Below are 22,085 nucleotides of genomic sequence, written 5' to 3'. Positions count from 1 at the left end.
GCTCAGCAATAGAGGCAAAACGATGAATATCATCAAGAATTTTTTTATTTTTGTTGTTTCGGTAATCGTTATTTCTGTATTGATCATCTTGTTTGATAAAATCGGAATGAATAAAAACTTCAATCTATTATTTTCATCTGTTCTATATTCAGTTTTTATTACTCTGTATTTTAAGCATATTGCCATCAGTTTATTATGTGTGTTTGCATATTACTCGCTATTATTCCTACTGACTGATTCATTAGAAGTTTTTTGGATGCTTTTAACTTCACTCTCGACATGCATTTTAATTGAATTTGTAATGCCGAAACTCAAGAAAGATGTCCTCATATCGTTTTATAAGACCAATAGCTTATAAATTTATCCACATGTCAATCACGATCCCGTCTACCCTAAGATTAGCTAAAGATGGATAAAGACCCGCTACTTCGCAGCCAATAGAAGTGGTGTATGTATACAGATAAATTAAATAAAAATCCATGTAGATGGGGCGAATTGTTGAACATCAATAATTAAAATCAAAACGCTCTTATAAGATTGAAAATAGCGTTTAAACAATGAATTTAAAGTCCTTAATTTATGTTTTCATCCCCGTTAAAATATTTTTTTCTTAACCAGAGCGATATGCTAACCAATGCAATCAGCACAGGCACTTCCACTAGTGGGCCAATCACCGTGGTAAAAGCAACTGGCGAAGCTAAACCAAAGGTAGCAATTGCGACAGCCAAAGCCAGTTCAAAATTATTCCCAGCAGCAGTAAACGAAATTGCTGTGGTTTTAGCATAGTCATTCCCCATCCACCTGCTCATAAAAAAGCTGATAAAGAACATCATCACAAAGTAGATTGTGAGCGGGATCGCAATACGAATGACATCTAAAGGCAGACTCACAACTTCCCCACCTTTCAAGCTAAACATCGCCACAATCGTAAACAATAAAGCCAATAAACTCAGTGGACTGATTTTAGGCAAAAAGACATTTTGGTACCAATCTAAGCCCTTAGCTCGAACCATAGTCAATCGTGTTATAAAGCCAAGGAAAAATGGAATTCCTAAATACACGAATACCGCATGGGTGACTGTCCAGAAATCAACATTGATCACTTGTCCTGCCACACCAAAATAAGGTGGTAACAACGTCAAGAACAACCAAGCATATGTACTAAAGAATAAAATCTGGAAGATACTATTAAAAGCCACCAAGGCAGCGACGTATTGATGATCACCACAGGCCAAACCGTTCCATACCAGAACCATGGCGATACAACGTGCCAATCCAATAAGAATTAAGCCGGTCATATATTCAGGATAACTATGCAAAAAAAGGACAGCCAATAAAAACATTAAAACAGGAGCAATCACCCAGTTTTGTACCAAGGAGAGTGTCAATGTTTTCTTGTCTTTAAAGACCTGTGGTAGAGCGGCATAGTCCACTTTGGCCAAAGGTGGATACATCATCAGAATTAACCCTATTGCAATCGGGATATTGACTGAATCCACACTCATTTGATCCAAAGTAACGGAAGCTTGTGGGAACAACACACCTATCGCAATCCCTATTGCCATGGCAATGAAAATCCATAGCGTAAGGTTACGATCTAAAAATGATAATCTGGGTTGACCCATGAGATTCTCATTCAATATCTGAGATGTGATTAATTGCGGAAATCAATTCAGGGCGTGTCATATTTGCTGTGTCCAGTGCGAATAAAGCATCTAAACGACGATTGATATGATCCACAGTCACTTGGAATGCTTTTAGCTTTTGTTCTTTCGGTAAATCCAAATGTGAAGGATCAACCAAGCCCCAATGAGCTTTGATTGCCCCACCCAAATAAAGCGGACAAGCTTCCTGTGCTGCTGCATCGCAAACTGTGATGACCACATCAGCTTGATATTGCTCACAGTCATCTATGGTTTTACTCCACAATCCCTGTGTGGAAAGTCCCATATTCTCAAGCGTTTCGATTGTTAGGGGATGAACTTGTCCGGATGGTTTACTGCCGGCACTGAATGCCTTCCAACCATCAGCTGCGCGGTGGTTAAATAAAACTTCTGAAAGGATACTTCTGCAACTGTTACCGGTACATAGAAATAAAAAATTCATTATGTTTACTCACATTGAATTAAAAGAGGCGAATTAACGTTTGTATTCATCATTTTCTCACCCTCCTGATTCGCAATAATGCTTAGAACAGACATTGCCCATTCAGGCAGATCCGGATTTAAGCTGTAATACACCCACTGCCCTTTTCTTTCGTCTAGCAATATGGAAAGGTTTCTTAATAGGGCTAAGTGTCGAGAAATTTTTGGTTGACTCAGTTCAAGTTGTTCTGTGAGTTCACAGACACAAATACTGTTTTTAGCAACAACTAACCTCAAAATATTCAAGCGGGTTTGATCTGAAAGGCATTTAAAAAAATCAGTTTGATTCATTTTTAAGCTCAATACATACTTTCATATAAATATACGCATATCCATATATATAAACAACTCATTTAAACTAAAATATTTTGCTTTCATAAAATGCCCACTGCTTAACATTAATTTTTTAAATTTATGTTCTTTTAAAAAGTTAAATGATTAAATCTCAGCTATTTACCCGATTACAGTCCATCAACCTCAAACCTACTCGCATCAGAATGTTCTAGACTGGCTGGTCAATAGACAGAACTGTCTATATTTATTTGATAATATGCCGTGGAAAATTGCCACTGTGAGTAAAGTTTATTATGCCAACGCAATATATCGTTGTAGGGTGTCCTACAACTGGTGGCGGTAAAGTCATCACAGGCAATCAAAACTTTTCAATCAACGGCCATGCGATTGCCTGTATTGGCGATGAGGCAACCTGCCCCAAACACAGTTGTGTATCTATCATTATTACAGGTGACGCTACAACTCAGCTTGGTGGCCGATCGGTTGCTCGTATTCATGACTCACTCTCTTGCGGTTGTAAGTTGCTTCAGCTTGAAAATGCCTCATCTTGATGTAAAGGCGCTGATACCTCTCTCAATTTCACGACCAAGCAAGATCCTGAACAAGATGCGCTTATCGCTCTCATTTATCGAATAGACTACTTTTTATTCAAACCAGTCAGTTTCTCAATCAGAGAAACAAACATAAGACTAAAATATATATTTTTCAATTACTTAAAATAATAAATTTATAAAACCCTTCCCTTATTCGGGAAGACCGATAGCGCTTAAAATTATACTGTTCAAACGCATCTTATGTTAATTTATTAGAGCAATGACCTAGAGTCACATTATAAAAAATGATGTATGTATGATGAAAAAATAAGGATGTATGTATGAACCCGTTTCAATTTCAAACCGTTCCCAACATCATTGCGGGGCTAGGTTCGATACAAGAACTTAAAAATATTTTAACCCAACACAACTATCATAATGCCCTGATCGTGACCGATGCCGGCATGATTCAGCATCAGTTGCATCAACCTATTCTTGAGATTTTAAAAGAAATTGATCTGGCATATCTCATCTATTCAGATATTCAGGCCGATCCACCTGAACATATTGTTCTGGAAGCCGTGGATTTTGCCAAACAGGAAAAGATCGATGTCATCATAGGTTTTGGCGGTGGCAGTTCCATGGATGTGGCCAAGATTATCGCTTTGCTTGCACATCCAGCGCAGCAACAGCAGCTCAGTGAAATCTATGGCGTGAATCAGGCAAAAGCGCCGCGCTTACCTCTTATCTTGATTCCAACCACGGCAGGTACCGGTTCAGAAGTGACTCCCATCTCGATTGTCACCACAGGAGCCACCACCAAAATGGGCGTGGTTTCTCCGATTCTCTATGCCGATGTTGCCATTTTAGATGCTACTTTCACACAAGGACTCCCTGCCCATATCACGGCGGCAACAGGTATCGATGCCATGGTGCATGCGATTGAAGCCTATACCTCGAATATTAAGAAAAACTTTTATGCCGATATGCTGGCGAAGAATGCACTCAAATTACTGAATCAGAATCTGGCGAAAGTCCTCAAGAATGGTGCCGATCTGGAAGCACGCCAGAATATGCTGCTAGGTTCAATGCTGGCAGGTCAGGCTTTTGCCAATGCACCCGTTGGCGCAGTGCATGCGCTTGCTTATCCATTAGGTGGACATTTTCATCTTTCGCATGGGCATACCAATGCGTTGGTTCTGGTAGAAGTGTTAAAATTCAATGCGCCCAAAGCCAAACAACATTATGCCGAGCTCATGCAACTGTTAGATCCACGAAGTACGGGATGTACCGATGGCTTATGTGACCTGTTTATTGATCATATGCAGAATCATTTAGACCAAAGTGGCCTGCCTCTGAAATTAAAAGATCTGGATGTTCCAGAGGCCAAACTGGCCCAATTGGCGAAAGATGCCATGCTACAAACCCGCCTCTTGCAAAATAATCCAAGAGAAATGACCGAACAAGATGCTTTACAGATTTATCAGGCGATTTATGCATGAGCAAACCCGTTTTAAAAACCCGGCAACAATTTAAATTCTTTTTCCCAATCCAGACCCGTTGGGCTGATAATGATATCTATGGTCACGTCAATAATGTCACTTACTATAGTTATTTCGATACCGCTGCCAATTCATTCCTGATTCAAAAAACCGGATTTGATATTCACAACAGTGAAATTATTGGTCTGGTCGTCGATTCGGCTTGTAGCTTTTTACAGGAACTCTCATTTCCGGAAATCATTGAAGTGGGTGTGGCGATTGGCAAAATAGGAAATTCATCACTTCGCTATGAGCTGGCGATTTTTAAGCAGGGTCAGCCACAAGCGGCTGCTCAAGGTCATTTTGTGCATGTCTTCGTTGATCGTAAAAATCGAAAAAGTACTGCCATTCCAGAGAAAATGCGGGAAGTTCTCGAGCAATACTTGCTGCCTAGTGAATAAAGTTAATATAAAAAGGCAAAGCGATTAAGCTTTGCCTTTTTATTAAAACTTAAGGCTTCAATTGAATATTGTGCAATTCCGCATCAAAAGTTTCTACCAGACTTTTAATTGTAGGTTCTTGATGTAACAACTCGACAGCACGATTAAAGGCTTTTTGCTTACGTTGATTTTGCATCAACAACGGCGTATTTGAGTCCACTGCACCGTATTGCACATTAAAATGGGTTTGTGGCCATTGCGCTTTTAAGGCATCTTCCAGACCATGCTGTAACTGTGACAGCATGCCTTCATACTCCTGAGGAATCACCAGAACACAGGTGCCGTTAATTTGCCCTTGCATCACACCGTGCTGTGCCAACTCCTGTACGGCAGGTGAAAGCTGGCTGGTTCTAAACCAGTATTCCCATTTTTCCAGATTCCACTCGCCCTCCAAAGTCTGCTCACGCAGCTTGAGAATGTCTTGTGGCATTAAATCGTCTGATATTGCTGGAGCAGCAGTCATTACGCTTGTGGTTGTTGCAACCACAGTGTCTACAACCTGTTGCTTGATAACAGCAACTGAAGACTCTGCTTCCACTACAGGTTGTGGTTCAAGCTGCAGCTCATCTACAGGAGCAGAAGTTTCAACATTTTCTTCAACCGGGAAAATCAGAACTTCTTCCGAATCGGTAATACTCGATTGAACGATTTCTGTCTGTACTGAAGTTTCCAGTCCGATCAACTGACCCGCTTCTGCATCAAACACCATCAGATTGTTGTCTGGTTTTTGCGCAACAGGTTCAGGTTCAGGTTCAGGTTCAGGTTCAGGTTCAGGTTCAGGTTCAGGTTCAGGTTCAGGTTCAGGTTCAGGTTCAGGTTCAGGTTCAGCATTAACCGCTTCTTGCTGAACTGCAAGTTGATTTTCTGTATTTACATGTTGTACTGGTTGCTGAACTTCTGCTGCAATCTGGGTAACAGGCGTTGCACTTACAGTGACTTCATTCAAGCTCATCGGTCTAAATGCCAATAAGCGTAACACTGTCATTTCAAAGCCTTGCTCTTGCGTCACTGCCAGCTGTAACTCTGCCCGCCCTTTGCATGCAATCTGATAATAAAGCTGTAAGTCCTGAGCGGAAACTGTCTTAGAAAGCTGTAAAATTTTCTGATTGATTTCTTCACTATACTTCAGCGCAAGATCTGGCAAGTATTGCAACAATGCCAGTTCATGTAAGGTTGAAACTAGTTGATCCAGCACCAGAGACACATCGAGAGCTTGCTGTCTAAATTGTAGAAGTAGCTGACTCACACGCGCTTGCTGATTTTGATGAATCGCCAGAATCAGGTCGTAAATAATGGTTCGGTCAATCAGGCCCAACATGTCTTTGACATCTTGGTGATGGACTGCGCCTTGACCATAGGCAATTGCCTGATCTGTTAATGACAAGGCATCACGTAAGGAGCCTTGGGCAGACTCGGCAATTTGCCAAATCGCATCCTGATCCGCGTCTATCTGTTCTTTATTCAGAATTGCGGTTAAATGTTCAGTAATTTCATCGACAGCTAACGGACGCAAGGTAAATTGCAGGCAACGCGAAATCACGGTAATCGGTAATTTTTGTGGATCTGTGGTCGCGAACAGGAATTTGACATGTTCAGGCGGTTCTTCCAAGGTCTTTAACAAGGCATTAAACGAATGCGTTGAAAGCATGTGCACTTCATCGATCAGGTAGACCTTGAAACGACCTTGCGTTGGCGCATAAGGAACATTGTCGAGTAACTCTCGGGTATCTTCCACTTTGGTGCGTGATGCCGCATCGATTTCGATCAAGTCGATAAAGCGGCCTTCATTCACCGCCTTACATGTGGTGCATACTTCACACGGCGTCGAAGTGACACCGGTTTCACAGTTTAAGCATTTGGCCAAAATACGGGCAATCGTGGTTTTCCCCACGCCACGCGTTCCTGTAAACAAGTAAGCATGATGCAAACGACCGCGTTCCAATGCGCTGGTTAACGCACGAGAAACATGGTTTTGCCCCACTAACTCATTGAAATTACGTGGACGGTATTTTCTTGCCAGTACTTGATACATGTATGCTCCTTTTCGCCTGTTAAGCATACTGTTTTTTTGAAAGACTGTGAACGAATACGCGTTCAATTGATCAAGATTAAGTACTTTATCTGATCTTTTCTGTGGTTTTCATCACTTTCATACAAGACTTGCACCAACTTTCAACTCAAGGGACAATACACACCAATTTAAATGTTGTTGGTTTCATTTCCCATGTCTCAATCTTTAGCGGTACTCGGCGGCATTACCGCAGAACAGTTTCTTAATGAATATTGGCAAAAAAAACCTTTACTGGTTCGTAATGCCATGCCTGAAATTATTGGCCTATTAGAACCAGCGGACGTACAAGAGCTGGCGCTGGAAGAACATGTCACGGCCCGTCTGATTCGTCAAAAAAACAAGAATCCAAATGAATGGCATGTGAAGTCTTCACCACTCACCAAAGGCGACTTCCAGAAATTACCTAATCTATGGACACTACTGGTTCAAGCTGTTGATCATTACTCCTTCGATATTGCTGAGTTATGGAAAAAATTTCCGTTTATCCCGCAATGGCGTCGTGATGACATCATGGTGTCTTATGCGCCCAAAGGCGGTTCAGTTGGAAAACACTTCGATTTTTATGATGTGTTTCTGATCCAGGGTCACGGTCACCGTCGCTGGCAACTTGGTCAGATGTGTGACGAATCAACCCAGTTCATTGCTGACCAGCCATTAAAGCTTTTGGCTGACATGGATGTGCATTTTGATGAGGTACTTGCGCCAGGCGACTTACTTTATGTCCCACCCGGTCTATCACATTACGGCGTTGCTGAAGATGATTGCTTAACCTTTTCCTTTGGTTTCCGTATGCCAAATCTTTCTGAAATGATTGATCAGGTCAGCGATAAATTTGCAGAAAACACCCTGCTCAAGAATCCATTGGCAGATATCTCACGTCAACAGACAGCACATCTAGGTGAAATTAATAGCACTGAGTTTGCTTATTTAAAAACCCAACTCCTAGACTACCTCACTCAAGCACCCGAGTTTGATGCAGCCATCATGGCCTACATGAGTGAAGCAAGCTATCCAAATAACATTCCGGAACCTGAAGAAGTAGATGCGAATGATGTAGCTGAAGTGATTGGTGCAGATTACCAGATCATTTTGGAACCTGCTTCAAGATTGCTTTACCGAAAACAGGGCGATTCTTTCGAGTTTTGGGCCAATGGTGATACGGTTTGTATCTCGGCAGCGTTCATGCCTTATTTAAAACAAATTGCAGATGGTGAAAGCCTATTACTGGATGAACGTTTTAATGAAGCGGATATTCTGGAAGATATCGCACTCTTGCTCAACAATGCCATTGTAATGCTATTACCGCCAAATTAATCCATATCTCCTCAAATATTCTGGCCCGATAGAGAAGCCTTTTCTCTTTCGGGCGACGCCAACGAAAGCCCCTAAAATAAATCCCTACTTTTTATATTGATTACATTTTACTGCTTGAATAAAGTCGTTTTTTAAATAGACTCAAATTAATTCATTACAAAAAATATTGAATAGAAATCATGCTTATATAACTGCAAGGAGTATCACTTGTGTTTAAAAAAATATTAGGTTTTTCTTTTCTCGCCACTTCCCTGATCCTGCAAACCACCCATGCCTGTACCCGTGCGGTTTATCTCGGAAATAATGATCATATTATTACTGCCCGATCGATGGACTGGAAAGTGGATGTGGGTACCAACCTGTGGATTTTACCCAGTGGCGTAGTTCGAGACAGCAATGCCGGCCCTAAATCGCTGAAATGGAAAGCCAAGTATGGCAGCGTGATTGCCACAGGCTATGATATTTCCACTACAGACGGTATGAATGAAGCCGGATTGGTCGCTAATGTTTTATGGCTGGTTGAGTCTCAATATCCCGATACCAAACACTCGAGTAAACCGCAGCTGAGCATTTCTGCCTGGGCGCAATATGTGCTGGACAATTATGCGACTGTCGCAGAGGCTGTCAGCGCTTTAGAAAAACAACCTTTTGACCTGATTACCGACAGTGTGCCGGGTGAACAGCGTCTTGCTACCTTGCATTTATCCATTTCAGATAAGACCGGAGACAGTGCAATCATTGAGTACATTGGTGGCAAACAAGTAATTCATCATGATAAAAAATATCAGGTCATGACCAATTCACCCACCTTTGATCAGCAACTTGCATTAAACAGCTACTGGCAGCAAATTGGTGGAACCGTGATGCTACCTGGTACTAACCGCGCAGCTGACCGTTTTGCCCGTACCTCTTTTTATATCAATGCCATTCCCAAAAATGACAATCCTAAAGATGCCATTGCCTCGGTATTTAGTGTCATCCGTAATGCCTCCGTGCCTTATGGACTAAATACCGCAGAAGAACCGAATATTTCTTCTACCCGCTGGAGAACGGTCGCGGACCATAAACAGCAACTTTACTTCTTTGAATCTGCGGTTTCCCCCAATGTATTCTGGGTAGATTTAAAGAAAATCAACTTTAAAGATGGTTTAACGCGTAAACTTGATCTTGGAAAAGATCAACAAAATACCTTTGCTGGTGATGCCACCAATCAATTTAAAATATCAAAACCATTTGAGTTTCTTGGTCCACAACTACACCATTAACACTGAACCCTAGAGAGTGAAAAACATGAAAAAAACCTTAAGTTTACTGAGCCTTTGTCTTGTGATGAGCGGATGCTCGACCTTGCCCGAGTCTGCGACACAATCAGCAGGTAATTTGGCGACAGCAGGCTCTTTAAACTGTAAAACCAACGAACTTTGCCCCAATGTTTTTGTGGAATGGGATCAGCAGCAGAAACAGCAATTAAGAGTTGAAACGGTGCTCAACAGCAGCTATGACTACTATGATATTAAAGCAATTACCTTCCTGCTTGATGGCAAAGCATTTTCATATCCGGCGACTAGCCCAACCCAGCAGAAAAATATTAATCGCCTGATTCCAAGACGCTCTTCAAATAGTTTTATTGTTCCAAGCTCGTTTCTATATGAACTCAGCAAAGCTCAACAGGTCGAGCTTTCAATCGAAACCGACAAAGGAAATATTCAGCGTTCAGTTTATGCGCCAAACCAACCATCAATGCTCTATCAAAATTTTGTCAAGTTGATCGCTGGTCTATCAGCGCCTACCAACAAATCGTAAAAAAGAAAATTATACGATTAAAGTCAGTTATTTATTTTAACTAAAATAACTGACTTTTAAATATTACAGTTTTATTAAAAATCCGGATTTAGAATCAATTTTCAAAAAGATCTCTATGAGAATTAAATAAGCCATAGCAAACAACAATTAAACTCTTCTCATTATTTTCCAAACGATAAAGATTATTTGCATCACAGCACATATCTTGTAAAAACAATTAGATGAATTATCATCCATTCATTACTCTCCCTGATTTTATTTAAAACTTCGTCTAAATAAACTAATTCCAGATTATTTCTTAAATATTCATATCTTTAATTTTTATACTGCCCTTGAAAAGAAAGCCTGAAGGATCAATTAAATAAATAATATTATTTTTCCCTATGATATTTTTTAAATACCATGTAGAATCCCAGCGAAAATTGCATGATGAAATGCAACTTGGTGCTCTTGGTGATGGGCTAACTTGAGGCGTTATATGTCAAAAAAAGAAGATATTATTAACACTGCATTAAGACTTTTTAATTCGCACAGTTACAACTCGATTGGCGTCGATCGTATTATCAGTGAATCTGGCGTTGCAAAGATGACTTTTTATAAATACTTTCCATCAAAGGAAAAGCTGATTGAAGAGTGTCTGATACAACGTAATATCAACCTTCAGGCCTCTTTGAATGCAACTTTGGCGGAGTGTGACCAGTCAGATTACCTGAGCCAGCTTAAGGCGATTTTTCAATGGTATGCTGCATGGTTCAATAGTGAAGACTTCAATGGATGCATGTTCCAGAAAGCTTTAGAAGAAGTCATCAAAATCTATCCATCGACCTTGCAACCTGCAACCCAATACAAGATCTGGTTAACTGCACTGGTGCAAAACTTGCTGACCAATCTCGAAATTCACAATCCGACTCATCTCGCCACGCTGATTGTCAGTATTCTGGATGGGATGACGATTCAAGCCCATGTCAACAGACATTCCGTTGAGATGAATGAATACTGGAAACGTGTTGAGCATCTGATCAATTTTGAAAAAGAATTTGCATAAGCCTGGTTATCCCTTTATGAATAAGGGGATAATCATTCATTAAATTTAAGCAGAATCTGAATAAAGAATTGAAAAAAATAAAGCGTGATTTATAATTATTATTGTGGCTCACGCTTGCGTCTGAGTGTAAAAAGAATAATAAGTATTATTACCCTCTGGCGGTTGTACTTTCGCACTCCCAATCCTTCTTATGCAGACAGATCGTTCTGTCTTGTTTTCTATTATATATACTTTCTATTAAAGCACAATCTTTTTTTCAATATTTTTATATTTATTAAATATATTAAGCACTTAATTTTATTTTACAGTTTAACTAAAGAATAGCTTGGCCTAAAAAACTGGCCTGATTCTCAAAATGCGACAAAAACCACATTTAATCACCATAAAAATAACTAAAGCACACTATTCTCAAGAATCAAGAAAAGCACCACATTTTGAATTGTTTTATCAATTTTACTTATATGTATTTTCATTAAAAACCATTGCAATTATGCAGTTTTACTACAATTTTCTCCTATGCTGACTTTATACTAGCCACGGCTGTAACGTAACGAGTGTAAGTATGCAAAAGGATTTTGAAATCGACGCAATGAGAGAATCAGCAGGTACAATCGTCAATGTACTTAAATCTCTCGCCAATACCGATCGGTTAATTATTTTGTGTCATTTAGCTAAACAAGAGCTGAATGTTTCACAGATTGAGGAGATTACGCAAATCTTCCAACCTACCCTGTCTCAACAGCTAATGATGCTACGGAAAAGCAATGCAGTGTCTACCCGCCGTGATGGTAAACAAATTTTTTACTCCATTCTCGATCCGAAATTAAAAGCAATTTTAAATACCTTGTATGAACATTATTGCCCTCAAGCATAATTTTTGAGGAAAATACAATCAGCATCAGTTTCTTTAGCATTTTTTCTGCATAATATATATGAATTTATGATTTAGACTATGATGCATGAAATTGTTCAACCAAAATGTTTCCAGACTTTTTCCTGCACGAAAATGGCTAAGTGAATATCAGTTTTCAAGCTTTAAGTCGGACTTAATTGCCGCGCTTATTGTGCTGGCAATGCTGGTACCCCAAGGTATGGCCTATGCCATGCTGGCTGGGTTGCCACCGGTTATGGGAATATACGCCAGTATATTGCCCATGATTGTTTATGCCTTTACCGGAACCAGTACCACGCTGTCCATAGGCCCCGTTGCCATTATTTCCATGATGGTCTTTGCTGCATTAAATCCATTATTTCCCGTGGGCTCTACCGCTTATATAGAAGCTGCCTGCTTATTAGCGCTTTTGGTGGGCATCATTTCGATGATTCTGGGGCTATTACGATTCGGATTCCTAATCCAGTTAATTAGTCATCCGGTGATTCAGAGTTTTATCATTGCATCGGCCCTGTTAATTGCATTGGGACAGCTCAAGTTTCTGCTCGATATTCCGCTACAAGCCACAAATATTCCAGAATTTATCCTGAGCTTATCTCAAAATTTTCACCGGATCACAGTTTCAGGAATGAGCTTTGGCCTGCTCTCGGTATTGTTACTTTTTTTGCTTCCCAAATTTATCCGCTCGGAATTCCTCAACAAAGTCCTGCCTCTGCTTCTGGTCGTCGGCTCCATTATCTTACTCAGCCTTTGGAGTGAAAATAATCTGGGCATTCAAACCGTAGGGATTATTCCGACAGGTTTACCCGGCTTACAGTTTCCAACATGGAACCTCAGTTTAGTCCAGCAACTGTTACCAAGCGCTTTTATGATTGCCATGATTAGTTTTGTTGAATCACTGGCCATTGCTCAGGCCACCGCTTTGCAAAAACGCGATGATTTAAATAGTAATCAGGAACTGATTGCTTTAGGTCTGGCAAATATCGTTGCTGGTGTAAATTCCGGTTTTGCGGTATCGGGCAGCTTATCCCGTACTGTGGTCAATGCCGATGCAGGTGCAAAGACCCCGATTGCGGGTGTACTTTCTTCATTGTTCATGATCGCTGTGAGCTTATATTTTACGGGGTTTTTCCAGAATTTACCTTTAGCTGTGCTGGCTGCAACCATTTTTGTTTCCATCTGGAAACTGGTTCGCCTGAGCCCTTTTATTGAAACCTGGAAATATTCAAAAGCCGATGGTCTCGCCATGTGGGCAACATTTTTTGGCGTCACCTGTATTGATATCTCGACAGGATTGATTATTGGTATTATTTTAACCTTTGTTCTATTACTTTGGAAAATTAGCCGACCGCATATTGCAGTGATTGGTCTGATTGAAGGGACCCAGCATTTCAGAAATGTGTCACGCTATGATGTCATTACGACCCCAACCGTGGTGGCTTTTCGGGTAGATGAAAATCTGACTTTTTTAAACGCGCATGTGTTAAAAGGTCATGTGATTACAGAAGTCAGTCAAAATGTAGATCTACAACATGTGGTGATCAATTGCTCAAGTATTAGCAATATTGACCTGAGTGCTTTAGAAATGCTGGAAGATCTTAACCGTGAATTGGCACAGTTAAATATTCAATTGCATTTGTCAGAAGTGAAAAGTTTTGTGATGGATCGCTTGGTTAAATCTGAACTGACCACGCAACTCACAGGCCAGATTTTTCTATCACATTATCAAGCAATACAAACACTTTCGCCTGATATGCTTGTAGAATAAACAATTTTACCGGATTATTTTTTATACAAAAGGATGTGTTATGTTTTCCTAATTTTTTTTTAAAAACATTGTCTTAATTTTTTCAATATTTTTAAAGTAATTGAATTGCAAAAAAAATTTTATTATTCACGGTTCTTAGGTATAGAATACCGCGCTTGTTTAACCTTAAACCGTGCATAGGTTTATAAGGCCTTTATATGTTTAATGTATTGTCTCGCTTGAGTTTAGTTAGCAAAATTATTATCGCTATTTTTCTAGGGATCGGAGTAGCTCTGCTCTTTCCTAACTTTACACCCTATTTAAGTTTATTGGGTGAATTATTCATTAAAGCATTAAAGTCTGTTGCACCGATTTTAGTTTTTGTTTTAGTCCTTTCTTCGATTGCAAATTTCCAGATCGGACAGCACTCTAATATCAGACCTGTTCTGGTGTTGTATCTGGTGGGAATGCTGTTGGCTGCATTTAGTGCGGTAGCTGCAAGTATCATGTTCCCAAGCCAGCTGTTTTTACACTTACCTGCTGAAAGTGGACTTCAGGCGCCTGGTAGCCTGGCAGAAATTTTAAAGAATTTACTTTTAAGTTTTATTGCCAACCCTGTTCAAGCCATTGGTGAAGCCAACTTTATTGGTATTCTGGCATGGGCAATCGGCTTAGGCCTGGCTTTACGTCATAGTTCGGATGCCACCAAACAGGTATTGACTGATGTGGCCGATGCGGTGAATAAGATCATTCATACCGTGATTGGCTTTGCCCCAATCGGTATTTTTGGTCTGGTTGCGGTGACCTTTGCCGATGCAGGCTTGGCGACATTACAAAGCTATGCACATCTCCTGTTCGTGTTAATTGGGACCATGTTGTTTGTCGCGCTGGTGATCAACCCGATCCTGGTTGCGATTACTATGAAAGCCAATCCCTATCCGCTGGTATTTACCTGCCTCAAAGAAAGTGGCATCACCGCATTCTTTACCCGTAGCTCTGCAGCCAATATTCCGGTGAATCTGGATCTGGCTCACCGTTTGGGTGTACATGAAGCCACTGCAAGTGTGTCTATTCCACTCGGTGCGACCATTAACATGGCAGGTGCTGCCGTGACCATTACGGTACTTACCCTTGCGGCCGTGCATACTTTGGGTATTCCTGTTGACCTAAGCACCATGATTATTTTATCTGTGGTTGCTGCTATTTCTGCCTGTGGTGCCTCAGGCGTTGCGGGTGGCTCTTTGCTCCTGATCCCTGTTGCTTGTAGCCTGTTTGGTATATCATCTGAAATTGCAATGCAGATCGTTGCGATTGGTATGATTATCAGTGTATTGCAGGATTCAACAGAAACAGCGCTAAACTCATCAACCGATGTCCTCTTTACCGCTGCTGTAGATTTTAGAGACCGTCAAAACCCATAGGTATATATGCCACTTCAACGTTTACCCAACTGGATTCAACTTGGTGCTTTTTTTCTTGCACTGAATGCCGGAATGGTAAACGTTTTAGGCTTATTTACCGTGTTGCATCAATCTGTTTCACACATGACAGGCAATGTCAGCATTTTGGCCATGAGTTTGCTGGACTGGCAGCCTGAACATTTTATCTATCTCAGCCTAGTCATTCTCTGCTTTATCACAGGGTCATTCTATAGTGGCCTAATTCTGGGAAATGGCAATCTGGCCTTTGGTCGTCGTTACGGCCTTTCTCTCAGCCTAGTGGCTATCTTTTTGTTCCTGACTTGGTTGTTGCTGCCTTACTTCCCCCGTTATGGCCTGCTCTGGGCGTGTGTAGCCATGGGCGTGCAGAATGCCATGGTCAGTCACTACAAAGGTGCGATTATCCGGACAACGCACCTTTCTGGCGTTCTCACCGATATAGGTCTGGCTTTAGGATATAAAGCCCGTGGCTTACATGTAGAAAAACGCCGGATTTTTCTACATCTGCTTATCTTTATCGGTTTTTTATTGGGTGGACTCATTGCGAGTGCACTTTATCCTTATTTAAAATTAAATAGTTTTCTCATCCCTGCCGGCTTAAGTCTGGGGATGAGTATGACATACTGGATTTTTTATTTTCGTTCTTCATCAAACTCACATCTGGATTGAATTATGGTTAAAAATGCATTGCAGGCCCAATTATTAAAAGCTGGTTTGGTGGATAATAAAAAAGCGAAAAAACTGACCAAACAGGCTCAACACGGGCAACGGACCGGACAAAATGATGATGCAACTCTTAAGGCGGAGATTGATCGTGCCAAACAAGAAAAATTAGCCAAAGATCAGGCGCTGAATCTGGAAAAGCAAAAGATTCTGGAAGAGAAAGCCCTAAAAGCTTCGATTATCCAGATGATCAAGCAGCATAAAGTACAGGATATTAAGGGTGATGTGACCTATCAATTTATTGATGAAGGCAAAATCAAGAAAGTCTATCTTTCACAACAGGTTTATAACGCACTTGTTTCAGGTTCACTGGTGATTGCCAAAGATCAGGACAGTTATGCTTATCTGCCTAAAGCACTGGCTGACAAGATTGACCAGAAAATGTCAGGTTTTATCTTGGTGAATAACAATAGCGAAAACAATGATCAGGCCACCGATGAGGAAGATCCATACGCAGCTTATGTCATTCCTGATGACTTGATGTGGTAAAACACCACGGCGTTATGTAAAAACGCCTTACAGAACGTATATAAACTGTGATCAGATTATTATAAATATCAAATACACCTTACAATTCTGTCTTAAAAGAAATGTAAGGTGTATTCGTTTGGATTATTTAGGTTTTATCCGTGATATTCGGGTTGAGTTAAGTCATTATCCCTGGCTTGAGATGATATTGTCCTTAGCTGTTTTAATTTTATTTGCAGCACTTGCGAACTTTATTGCGAAAAGAATTATTGTTCGTGGCATTCGCCATCTAATTACAAAATTTAAGTCTCCAAACCAATCTATATTTGCACAACACAGTGTCTCCCGCCGTTTTGCAAATATTGTTCCTGCCATCGTCATCATGAATGGTATCAGCACGATTCCTCATCTGCCTGCGAAAATCATAAGTCTGGTACAAATGGGCGCGCAAGCATTCATTTTCCTTACACTTGCCCTTACGGTCAGTGAAGCTTTAAATATTTTTAACCTGATCTACCAACGCAATCCAAAATCAAGAAACAAACCCATCAAAGGCTATTTACAACTGGTTAAGCTGATCCTGTTTGTGGTGTGTGGCTTGATGATCTTGGGAACTTTCCTCAAGAAAGATGTGTTTACCCTGCTTGCCGGTTTTGGTGCCATGGCCGCAGTGCTGATGCTGGTATTCCAGAACACCATCCTTTCGTTAGTTGCCAGCGTACAGATTGCCTCTTATGACATGGTACGTATCGGGGACTGGATTGAAATGCCATCTTTAAATGCGGATGGCGATGTCATTGATATGTCATTACATACGGTGACCGTACAGAACTTTGACAAGACTTTTACCACCATCCCCACCAACAAACTGGTGACAGATACCTTTAGAAACTGGCGTGGTATGAGTGAGTCAGGTTGTCGTCGTATTAAACGCTCTCTTTTCCTCGATCAAAGTAGCGTTCACTTCATGAGTGATGAAGAACAGCAAAAGCTAAAAGATTTTCTATTACTTGATCAATATCTGGATGCTAAGAAATCTGAAATTGAAGAGTTCAATAATCACTTGAGTAACCAGTCGCGTTATAACCAGCGTCGCTTAACCAACCTCGGTACATTCCGTGCTTATGTTGAATTTTATTTACGTCAGCATCAAGGCATTGCACAAAACCAGACCATTCTGGTACGTCAAATGCAGCCAACAAGCGAAGGTCTGCCATTAGAGATCTATGCATTTACCAATACCATTGCCTGGGCCGCTTATGAAGCCATCCAGTCAGATATTTTCGATCATCTGATTGCGATTATTCCGGAGTTTGGTCTGAGAATTTATCAAGCACCATCAGGTCATGATTTTCAATTACTTACGCCAGAGCATGAAAACAAAGTTTAAATAAAATATTAAAAAAGCACCTTCGGGTGCTTTTTTAATGGATTTCGAAGTACTTCTTACACCCTTCCATCCATTCTTTAGACACAGGTGCTTCACGGGGGTATTCGGTATTTGCCAGCTTACAATCTTCTACCTTCTTTAAGCCATTGTCCGCTGGAAAGGAATAACCATAATAACCATCACTATTGCGCTGATAGCCTCCTGTTTGTCTATAATCCAGATACAGGTAGCCCATACATAATAATAGGATCCCCAAAATTACAAGCATCACCCCTTTTAAGCTCATTGTTCTGCTCTATGGCCTATTTTCAACATTATAATCATATTTTATTAACATTTTAGGATAAAAGAATCTTATCTTCTCAATGAACTCAGGCTCCTATCTCGCATTATATAACCAGCAATATTTTATAAATCACATAAAAAAAGCCCTAAAAATTTAGGGCTTTTTTGCTCTTTTTATTCAGTCCCACTCAAGCTGAAACTGGATATTGGTATTGGTAAAATTAGGATTCAAAAACACGCGGTAACCTGCGGCTTTTAACTCAGAGACTACGATGTCTGCGTCCTCACTACTGACTTCATGCTTGGAAAATTGTTGTAAGGCATCGCGATCGCCGTCATTGGCTCTTAATTTAATGGTACTTGAAATCTTGGAGAGAATTTTATCTACAGTTAATTTTTTAACATTGGCATTTGAAATTGCAGTAGCTCTTGATGCAGGTAACAAAATTTCTTCGTTCACTGTATTCCGCCTGTGATATCAGAATAAGAAAAAAATATAATATGTTCTATTTCCACTTTTTCAAGTGTTAAAATTGAACTAAACGACATATTTTGGCGCATATCAAGAAATTCTGTATGCAGCTTGATTGATGAGTACAGCTTAACGCAAATCATCTAACTGTTTTAAAGCAAGTTTTACCGTGTAATTTATCTGGTCAGGATTAGTTTGTTTTCGAGACGTGATTGCTGCTGACACTTTTTTATCAATATTATGCCCAGCCAATTGCTTTGCATCCTGACTATTGAGATAACCGACCGTTAAACCTTGAACGTCCACCCTTATGGCATGCCGATCAGATGGATTGGAAGGTTCAGACAACACTCTTGCCGCGACTTCAATCAATTTGGATGCAGGAGCTATGTTTTCTACAATTGTTTTTAAATTTGTCTGATAAGAAGATTCACTCACAATCTCGAACGTATATAAGACATTATCAACAAATGAGGCATCTTCTGAAGCAGAGGTAGATAAACTCTCATTATTTTGAAATTTTCTGGCAAATAATATGATCAATAAACCAATGACCAGCGTAATTATTATTGTCCACATAAATATCTCCCCCAACATTTAGAGGTAGATATAGCATGTGTAAATGATGGTAAATTTCTATGGTTTGTATACGGATCGCATTTAGTCTGCAATGTTTGTTATTTTTCTTTGCTCATAATATTGCAAAATACTACTCACCTTAAGCAGCAAATACCCAAACAATAATCCATTCATAATAATGCCGAGCCCAACAGCAATAATTTTTCCAGACCAGACTTGAACAATATCCAGATTCTCATTTCTGACTTCGATTTGCCCAAAGAGTACAATAAAGGCAAGGCCAGCGATACAACCTAATATCATGACAATCCAAGCAATAAAGGTATTGGTTGTGCTTTCCCTCAAATGGGATTGGGTTTCGCTCATACTGTCCCCTGAATAAGTCTAATGGTTCTCATTATGAGGTGAATATATCAAATTTTATGCAGAGAAAAAGCTCCATATTGGAGCTTTTTTATTGCAGTTCGTTATTGTTTATTTACAGATGATATCCAGCTTTTCAGCATAGTAATCTGTCGAAATCTTCAAATCATTCATCAATTTTTCTTTGGTGTAATCTTTTGGTGCCACCTTTAACAAGGCTGGAATATATTTCGATTCATATAACTTCGGATAGTCCTCACAAAGCACTTGGGTCTGCTGTTGTTTAGGTGTGTCAGGATTATCCAGAATATCCATGTACTCGGAAATTTTATTGTCTACGCTCTCGAAGCTTTCCTGAGCCTTTTCACTCTTTACTTCAGGCTGCTTATTACAACCTGTAAAAAGGATTGTAATCAAACCAAAGAATAGAATCTTGTTTTTCATAAGGATCTTTTAAATTCTGGAAAGTAATACAAGTGAGTGTATATCAGTTTTCATTTGAATAAGTGACAATTTCGTTTTCAGTTTCTTGTCTATTTCGTAAAGTTTAGTCTTCGGCTTTTGTTGGCTCCATTCTATTTATATTTGTCATTCATCTATCTCAAAAAAAGGCTTTGCAGCTCAAAGCCTTTTTCGTTATGAGATTAATTTTATAAATAAATTTCAGGTGGATACGGCGTATCGTCACTAATTGGGGAATATAAGCTCTGACCTACAAAGAAACCGTTTGGAGCCTGTGCAATATCAATGGTGACTGAATCGGCCATAACCTGAGGATAGGCCCAGATGAACTGTTTCATCAGTCCCAAGGATTGATTATTTTGCATATCACCAAAGATACGCTGCCAGATCGGTATTTGGTAAGGTTTACTCGCGTCAAATCCATATAAATGTGCAATGGACGAGTCAGGCACAAACCCAGCCAGATACGCAACCTTATCTTCCGGATAGTTCAAATCCTGAGTTGGAATTTCAGCCACAGCCTGATGTGCTAATCCCAAACGCGCTTCTAAAATCCAGTCATAAGCTTCCGTCATCAGGTAATCAAAATTCGGATAGGCATAATATTCACGTGGATAATTGATATCCGTCACCAAAGTTTCAATTGGGGTGCGAATGGTCGGGAAGAAAATCAGCGGAGATACTTTTGCCTGTGGGTATTTGGTCTTAACCACCGACCGAATATCCTGACAGGTTTGCCCTAACTTGTTTCTTAACCAGCTTTTAAACTGATCATACGGCGTTCCGGTCTTGTTCATCGCTTCATAAATGGTGCCCAGATCTGGCGCATATAAACCGGTATCCGCATTAAAAGCCAGTTTGGTTGGGTAATCATAGACACATGGCAGATCTGTACCCTGGTTATACCACCACCACGGTTCGCCAATCTGCATATTCACTTCACAGCCACTGGCAACCAGGGTATCGGCAAACTCAATAAAGGCTTTATGTAAATAAGCCTGCGCATTTTGATCACATGGACTAAAGAAGTAACTTGGTGGCTCATAGCCTGTTCGACCCAGATTATTATTCCAGTCCCGCTGAGCCCAGTATTCATTGGCACCCAAGGAATACATTTCAAAGCTCACCCCAAAGATAGGCTGCATATCGGCACAATGGAGTGCCTGGGCAAAATGTTCGTGCCATTTTCGGGTACATGGATTAACGACGTTGGCATTGCTGAGTAACGGATCAGGAATCTGCCATTTATTGATATCAGCATTCCATGCCATTTCAGGATATTTCGACATGCCACAATAGTGATTGATCAGACCGTGATAACCCAAAGCCGCCATATTATCGACCAGTCGCTGTGGGTTGAGATCATAATGATCATCATAACTGGTACATAGGCCATACTCATGCGCAGGTACTGAGACCCGATTTAAAGCCAGCTTGGCATTCGGGCCGGTAGTTACGGAGTTGGTTACCCGAATGTACCCCTCTTCTGCCTGTGCTAATGGCAGGGTTGAATGCCCGTTATAACTCAGGGTAAATCCAGAGAAAGAAATACGCTGAATGTTACTAACAGGAAATGGATCTGTTGCAGAGAAGCCCGCCTTGACGCTATCCCAATTGATATGAATATGGGCTGATCGTGAAGCAGGCTGATCGGCATAATTAAACAGCACGATATAGGCGACCTTATCTACTCCATTTTCATAATATTGCACAGTCAAGGTCGGGGTTAAAGCGGGATTATTTAACGTTGGCATACTGGCCGACAATTCAATATCAAAATCCCAAATCGTACCGCTGTAATCATATTTGGTCTCATAGCCAAGAAACTGATGATCTTTTGCATCATAAGAATCCCAACTAATCCCTACCAGGTCAGTAGTAGTGCGGGAACGGAAAAAGGCTTCAAAACCGTTAGCAAAATTGGTAATGGCAAAAGACATGGTTTGCGGGCCATCAACTCGCCAAAACTTTGGGCTAAACCGATCAATACTCGAAGTTGTAACAGTTACGCTAGGAGATTTTTTAAATTTTTTTTCAAAGTTATTCGTCATTTGCTAATGCTCTCATTTAATAATTAAGT

The 22,085-nt window shown here is 40.4% G+C and carries 24 protein-coding genes; 14 read left to right on the top strand and 10 right to left on the bottom strand.

Annotated elements, in window-relative coordinates:
• Window positions 1–22: 22 nt before the first annotated feature.
• Window positions 23–358: a hypothetical protein gene (locus JO943_RS18470; protein ID WP_227614383.1), complete on the top strand. Its 336-nt coding sequence runs from the start codon at window positions 23–25 to the stop codon at window positions 356–358.
• 214 nt (window positions 359–572) lie between these two features.
• On the opposite strand, the gene arsB is transcribed toward JO943_RS18470, so the two are convergent.
• Genes arsB through JO943_RS00645 form a run of 3 tightly spaced genes read right to left on the bottom strand, consistent with a single transcriptional unit; the run spans window position 573 to window position 2,435 of the window.
• A complete protein-coding gene (gene arsB / locus JO943_RS00655) occupies window positions 573–1,625 on the bottom strand; it encodes an ACR3 family arsenite efflux transporter (RefSeq protein ID WP_202739683.1) in 1,053 nt (350 codons plus the stop codon).
• Window positions 1,626–1,632: 7 nt separating this feature from the next.
• Entirely contained in the window at window positions 1,633–2,106 is a 474-nt protein-coding gene (locus tag JO943_RS00650; protein WP_202739682.1) for an arsenate reductase ArsC, read from the bottom strand.
• A gap of 5 nt (window positions 2,107–2,111) precedes the next feature.
• Window positions 2,112–2,435, bottom strand: a complete 324-nt coding sequence (locus tag JO943_RS00645; protein ID WP_199947916.1) for an ArsR/SmtB family transcription factor — start codon at window positions 2,433–2,435, stop codon at window positions 2,112–2,114.
• A gap of 296 nt (window positions 2,436–2,731) precedes the next feature.
• Here JO943_RS00645 and JO943_RS00640 point away from each other — a divergent pair, with 296 nt between their 5' ends.
• The 3 genes from JO943_RS00640 to JO943_RS00630 all read left to right on the top strand — a co-directional run bounded on the left by JO943_RS00640 (window position 2,732) and on the right by JO943_RS00630 (window position 4,913).
• Entirely contained in the window at window positions 2,732–2,989 is a 258-nt protein-coding gene (locus JO943_RS00640) for a PAAR domain-containing protein (protein ID WP_202739681.1), read from the top strand.
• A gap of 323 nt (window positions 2,990–3,312) precedes the next feature.
• Window positions 3,313–4,473, top strand: coding sequence for an iron-containing alcohol dehydrogenase (locus JO943_RS00635; protein ID WP_202739680.1), 1,161 nt, complete (start codon window positions 3,313–3,315; stop codon window positions 4,471–4,473).
• Window positions 4,470–4,913: an acyl-CoA thioesterase gene (locus tag JO943_RS00630; RefSeq protein WP_202739679.1), complete on the top strand. Its 444-nt coding sequence runs from the start codon at window positions 4,470–4,472 to the stop codon at window positions 4,911–4,913. Before JO943_RS00635 ends, JO943_RS00630 begins: the two co-directional genes overlap by 4 nt.
• A 49-nt stretch (window positions 4,914–4,962) precedes the next feature.
• Here the strand turns inward: JO943_RS00630 and dnaX are convergent, their stop codons facing one another.
• Entirely contained in the window at window positions 4,963–6,984 is a 2,022-nt protein-coding gene (dnaX, locus tag JO943_RS00625) for a DNA polymerase III subunit gamma/tau (RefSeq protein WP_202739678.1), read from the bottom strand.
• Between the two features lie 192 nt (window positions 6,985–7,176).
• On the opposite strand from dnaX, the gene JO943_RS00620 reads away from it, so the two are divergent.
• The 10 genes from JO943_RS00620 to JO943_RS00575 all read left to right on the top strand — a co-directional run bounded on the left by JO943_RS00620 (window position 7,177) and on the right by JO943_RS00575 (window position 17,844).
• Window positions 7,177–8,337 carry a cupin domain-containing protein gene (locus tag JO943_RS00620; RefSeq protein ID WP_202739677.1) on the top strand — a complete coding sequence of 387 codons (1,161 nt, stop codon included), beginning with the start codon at window positions 7,177–7,179 and terminating at the stop codon, window positions 8,335–8,337.
• Between the two features lie 209 nt (window positions 8,338–8,546).
• The gene (locus tag JO943_RS00615; protein ID WP_202739676.1) at window positions 8,547–9,602 is read left to right on the top strand and encodes a linear amide C-N hydrolase; all 1,056 of its coding nucleotides are present in this window, start codon (window positions 8,547–8,549) and stop codon (window positions 9,600–9,602) included.
• A gap of 25 nt (window positions 9,603–9,627) precedes the next feature.
• Window positions 9,628–10,140 carry a hypothetical protein gene (locus JO943_RS00610; protein WP_202739675.1) on the top strand — a complete coding sequence of 171 codons (513 nt, stop codon included), beginning with the start codon at window positions 9,628–9,630 and terminating at the stop codon, window positions 10,138–10,140.
• A 478-nt stretch (window positions 10,141–10,618) separates the two neighbouring features.
• Complete coding sequence (locus JO943_RS00605) at window positions 10,619–11,185, top strand: TetR/AcrR family transcriptional regulator (protein WP_202739674.1); 567 nt, start codon at window positions 10,619–10,621, stop codon at window positions 11,183–11,185.
• A 562-nt stretch (window positions 11,186–11,747) separates the two neighbouring features.
• Window positions 11,748–12,059, top strand: a complete 312-nt coding sequence (locus JO943_RS00600) for an ArsR/SmtB family transcription factor (protein ID WP_005285354.1) — start codon at window positions 11,748–11,750, stop codon at window positions 12,057–12,059.
• 85 nt (window positions 12,060–12,144) lie between these two features.
• Window positions 12,145–13,845, top strand: a complete 1,701-nt coding sequence (locus JO943_RS00595; RefSeq protein ID WP_202739673.1) for a SulP family inorganic anion transporter — start codon at window positions 12,145–12,147, stop codon at window positions 13,843–13,845.
• A gap of 197 nt (window positions 13,846–14,042) precedes the next feature.
• A complete protein-coding gene (sstT, locus tag JO943_RS00590) occupies window positions 14,043–15,245 on the top strand; it encodes a serine/threonine transporter SstT (protein ID WP_032868968.1) in 1,203 nt (400 codons plus the stop codon).
• Window positions 15,246–15,251: 6 nt separating this feature from the next.
• Window positions 15,252–15,932 (top strand): YoaK family protein, encoded by a 681-nt coding sequence (locus JO943_RS00585; RefSeq protein ID WP_202739672.1) that lies wholly within the window; start codon window positions 15,252–15,254, stop codon window positions 15,930–15,932.
• A gap of 3 nt (window positions 15,933–15,935) precedes the next feature.
• On the top strand, window positions 15,936–16,475 hold the full coding sequence (locus JO943_RS00580) for a DUF2058 domain-containing protein (protein ID WP_005285344.1): 540 nt from the start codon (window positions 15,936–15,938) through the stop codon (window positions 16,473–16,475).
• Between the two features lie 118 nt (window positions 16,476–16,593).
• A complete protein-coding gene (locus JO943_RS00575; RefSeq protein WP_199972712.1) occupies window positions 16,594–17,844 on the top strand; it encodes a mechanosensitive ion channel family protein in 1,251 nt (416 codons plus the stop codon).
• A 34-nt stretch (window positions 17,845–17,878) separates the two neighbouring features.
• Here JO943_RS00575 and JO943_RS00570 read toward each other — a convergent pair whose 3' ends face one another.
• The 6 genes from JO943_RS00570 to JO943_RS00545 all read right to left on the bottom strand — a co-directional run bounded on the left by JO943_RS00570 (window position 17,879) and on the right by JO943_RS00545 (window position 22,056).
• On the bottom strand, window positions 17,879–18,130 hold the full coding sequence (locus JO943_RS00570; RefSeq protein WP_032868964.1) for a hypothetical protein: 252 nt from the start codon (window positions 18,128–18,130) through the stop codon (window positions 17,879–17,881).
• 177 nt (window positions 18,131–18,307) lie between these two features.
• The gene (locus JO943_RS00565; protein ID WP_005229994.1) at window positions 18,308–18,589 is read right to left on the bottom strand and encodes a hypothetical protein; all 282 of its coding nucleotides are present in this window, start codon (window positions 18,587–18,589) and stop codon (window positions 18,308–18,310) included.
• Between the two features lie 141 nt (window positions 18,590–18,730).
• A complete protein-coding gene (locus JO943_RS00560) occupies window positions 18,731–19,180 on the bottom strand; it encodes a hypothetical protein (protein ID WP_202739671.1) in 450 nt (149 codons plus the stop codon).
• 81 nt (window positions 19,181–19,261) lie between these two features.
• A complete protein-coding gene (locus tag JO943_RS00555; RefSeq protein WP_199950199.1) occupies window positions 19,262–19,546 on the bottom strand; it encodes a hypothetical protein in 285 nt (94 codons plus the stop codon).
• A 108-nt stretch (window positions 19,547–19,654) separates the two neighbouring features.
• Window positions 19,655–19,987, bottom strand: coding sequence for a hypothetical protein (locus JO943_RS00550; RefSeq protein ID WP_005229988.1), 333 nt, complete (start codon window positions 19,985–19,987; stop codon window positions 19,655–19,657).
• Window positions 19,988–20,193: 206 nt separating this feature from the next.
• A complete protein-coding gene (locus tag JO943_RS00545) occupies window positions 20,194–22,056 on the bottom strand; it encodes a phage capsid protein (protein WP_202739670.1) in 1,863 nt (620 codons plus the stop codon).
• Window positions 22,057–22,085 lie beyond the last annotated feature (29 nt).

It is taken from the genome of Acinetobacter sp. 'aerobic (ED)', from assembly GCF_904886855.1.
GTDB classification, from domain to species: Bacteria; Pseudomonadota; Gammaproteobacteria; order Pseudomonadales; family Moraxellaceae; genus Acinetobacter; species Acinetobacter courvalinii.
The sequence above is the reverse complement of the archived record's forward strand: the minus strand, read 5'-3'. Positions and strand labels throughout refer to the sequence as shown.

What these genes read in the sequence shown, in the direction of transcription:
- JO943_RS00630 (WP_202739679.1), top strand. Translation starts at nt 4,470, where the DNA reads ATGAGCAAACCCGTTTTAAAAACCCGGCAACAATTTAAATTCTTTTTC.
- JO943_RS00650 (WP_202739682.1), bottom strand. Translation starts at nt 2,106, where the DNA reads ATGAATTTTTTATTTCTATGTACCGGTAACAGTTGCAGAAGTATCCTT.
- JO943_RS00580 (WP_005285344.1), top strand. Translation starts at nt 15,936, where the DNA reads ATGGTTAAAAATGCATTGCAGGCCCAATTATTAAAAGCTGGTTTGGTG.
- JO943_RS00595 (WP_202739673.1), top strand. Translation starts at nt 12,145, where the DNA reads ATGAAATTGTTCAACCAAAATGTTTCCAGACTTTTTCCTGCACGAAAA.
- JO943_RS00640 (WP_202739681.1), top strand. Translation starts at nt 2,732, where the DNA reads ATGCCAACGCAATATATCGTTGTAGGGTGTCCTACAACTGGTGGCGGT.
- dnaX (WP_202739678.1), bottom strand. Translation starts at nt 6,984, where the DNA reads ATGTATCAAGTACTGGCAAGAAAATACCGTCCACGTAATTTCAATGAG.
- sstT (WP_032868968.1), top strand. Translation starts at nt 14,043, where the DNA reads ATGTTTAATGTATTGTCTCGCTTGAGTTTAGTTAGCAAAATTATTATC.
- JO943_RS18470 (WP_227614383.1), top strand. Translation starts at nt 23, where the DNA reads ATGAATATCATCAAGAATTTTTTTATTTTTGTTGTTTCGGTAATCGTT.
- JO943_RS00620 (WP_202739677.1), top strand. Translation starts at nt 7,177, where the DNA reads ATGTCTCAATCTTTAGCGGTACTCGGCGGCATTACCGCAGAACAGTTT.
- JO943_RS00610 (WP_202739675.1), top strand. Translation starts at nt 9,628, where the DNA reads ATGAAAAAAACCTTAAGTTTACTGAGCCTTTGTCTTGTGATGAGCGGA.
- JO943_RS00545 (WP_202739670.1), bottom strand. Translation starts at nt 22,056, where the DNA reads ATGACGAATAACTTTGAAAAAAAATTTAAAAAATCTCCTAGCGTAACT.
- JO943_RS00605 (WP_202739674.1), top strand. Translation starts at nt 10,619, where the DNA reads ATGTCAAAAAAAGAAGATATTATTAACACTGCATTAAGACTTTTTAAT.
- JO943_RS00600 (WP_005285354.1), top strand. Translation starts at nt 11,748, where the DNA reads ATGCAAAAGGATTTTGAAATCGACGCAATGAGAGAATCAGCAGGTACA.
- JO943_RS00645 (WP_199947916.1), bottom strand. Translation starts at nt 2,435, where the DNA reads ATGAATCAAACTGATTTTTTTAAATGCCTTTCAGATCAAACCCGCTTG.
- arsB (WP_202739683.1), bottom strand. Translation starts at nt 1,625, where the DNA reads ATGGGTCAACCCAGATTATCATTTTTAGATCGTAACCTTACGCTATGG.
- JO943_RS00585 (WP_202739672.1), top strand. Translation starts at nt 15,252, where the DNA reads ATGCCACTTCAACGTTTACCCAACTGGATTCAACTTGGTGCTTTTTTT.
- JO943_RS00635 (WP_202739680.1), top strand. Translation starts at nt 3,313, where the DNA reads ATGAACCCGTTTCAATTTCAAACCGTTCCCAACATCATTGCGGGGCTA.
- JO943_RS00555 (WP_199950199.1), bottom strand. Translation starts at nt 19,546, where the DNA reads ATGAGCGAAACCCAATCCCATTTGAGGGAAAGCACAACCAATACCTTT.
- JO943_RS00560 (WP_202739671.1), bottom strand. Translation starts at nt 19,180, where the DNA reads ATGTGGACAATAATAATTACGCTGGTCATTGGTTTATTGATCATATTA.
- JO943_RS00550 (WP_005229988.1), bottom strand. Translation starts at nt 19,987, where the DNA reads ATGAAAAACAAGATTCTATTCTTTGGTTTGATTACAATCCTTTTTACA.
- JO943_RS00570 (WP_032868964.1), bottom strand. Translation starts at nt 18,130, where the DNA reads ATGAGCTTAAAAGGGGTGATGCTTGTAATTTTGGGGATCCTATTATTA.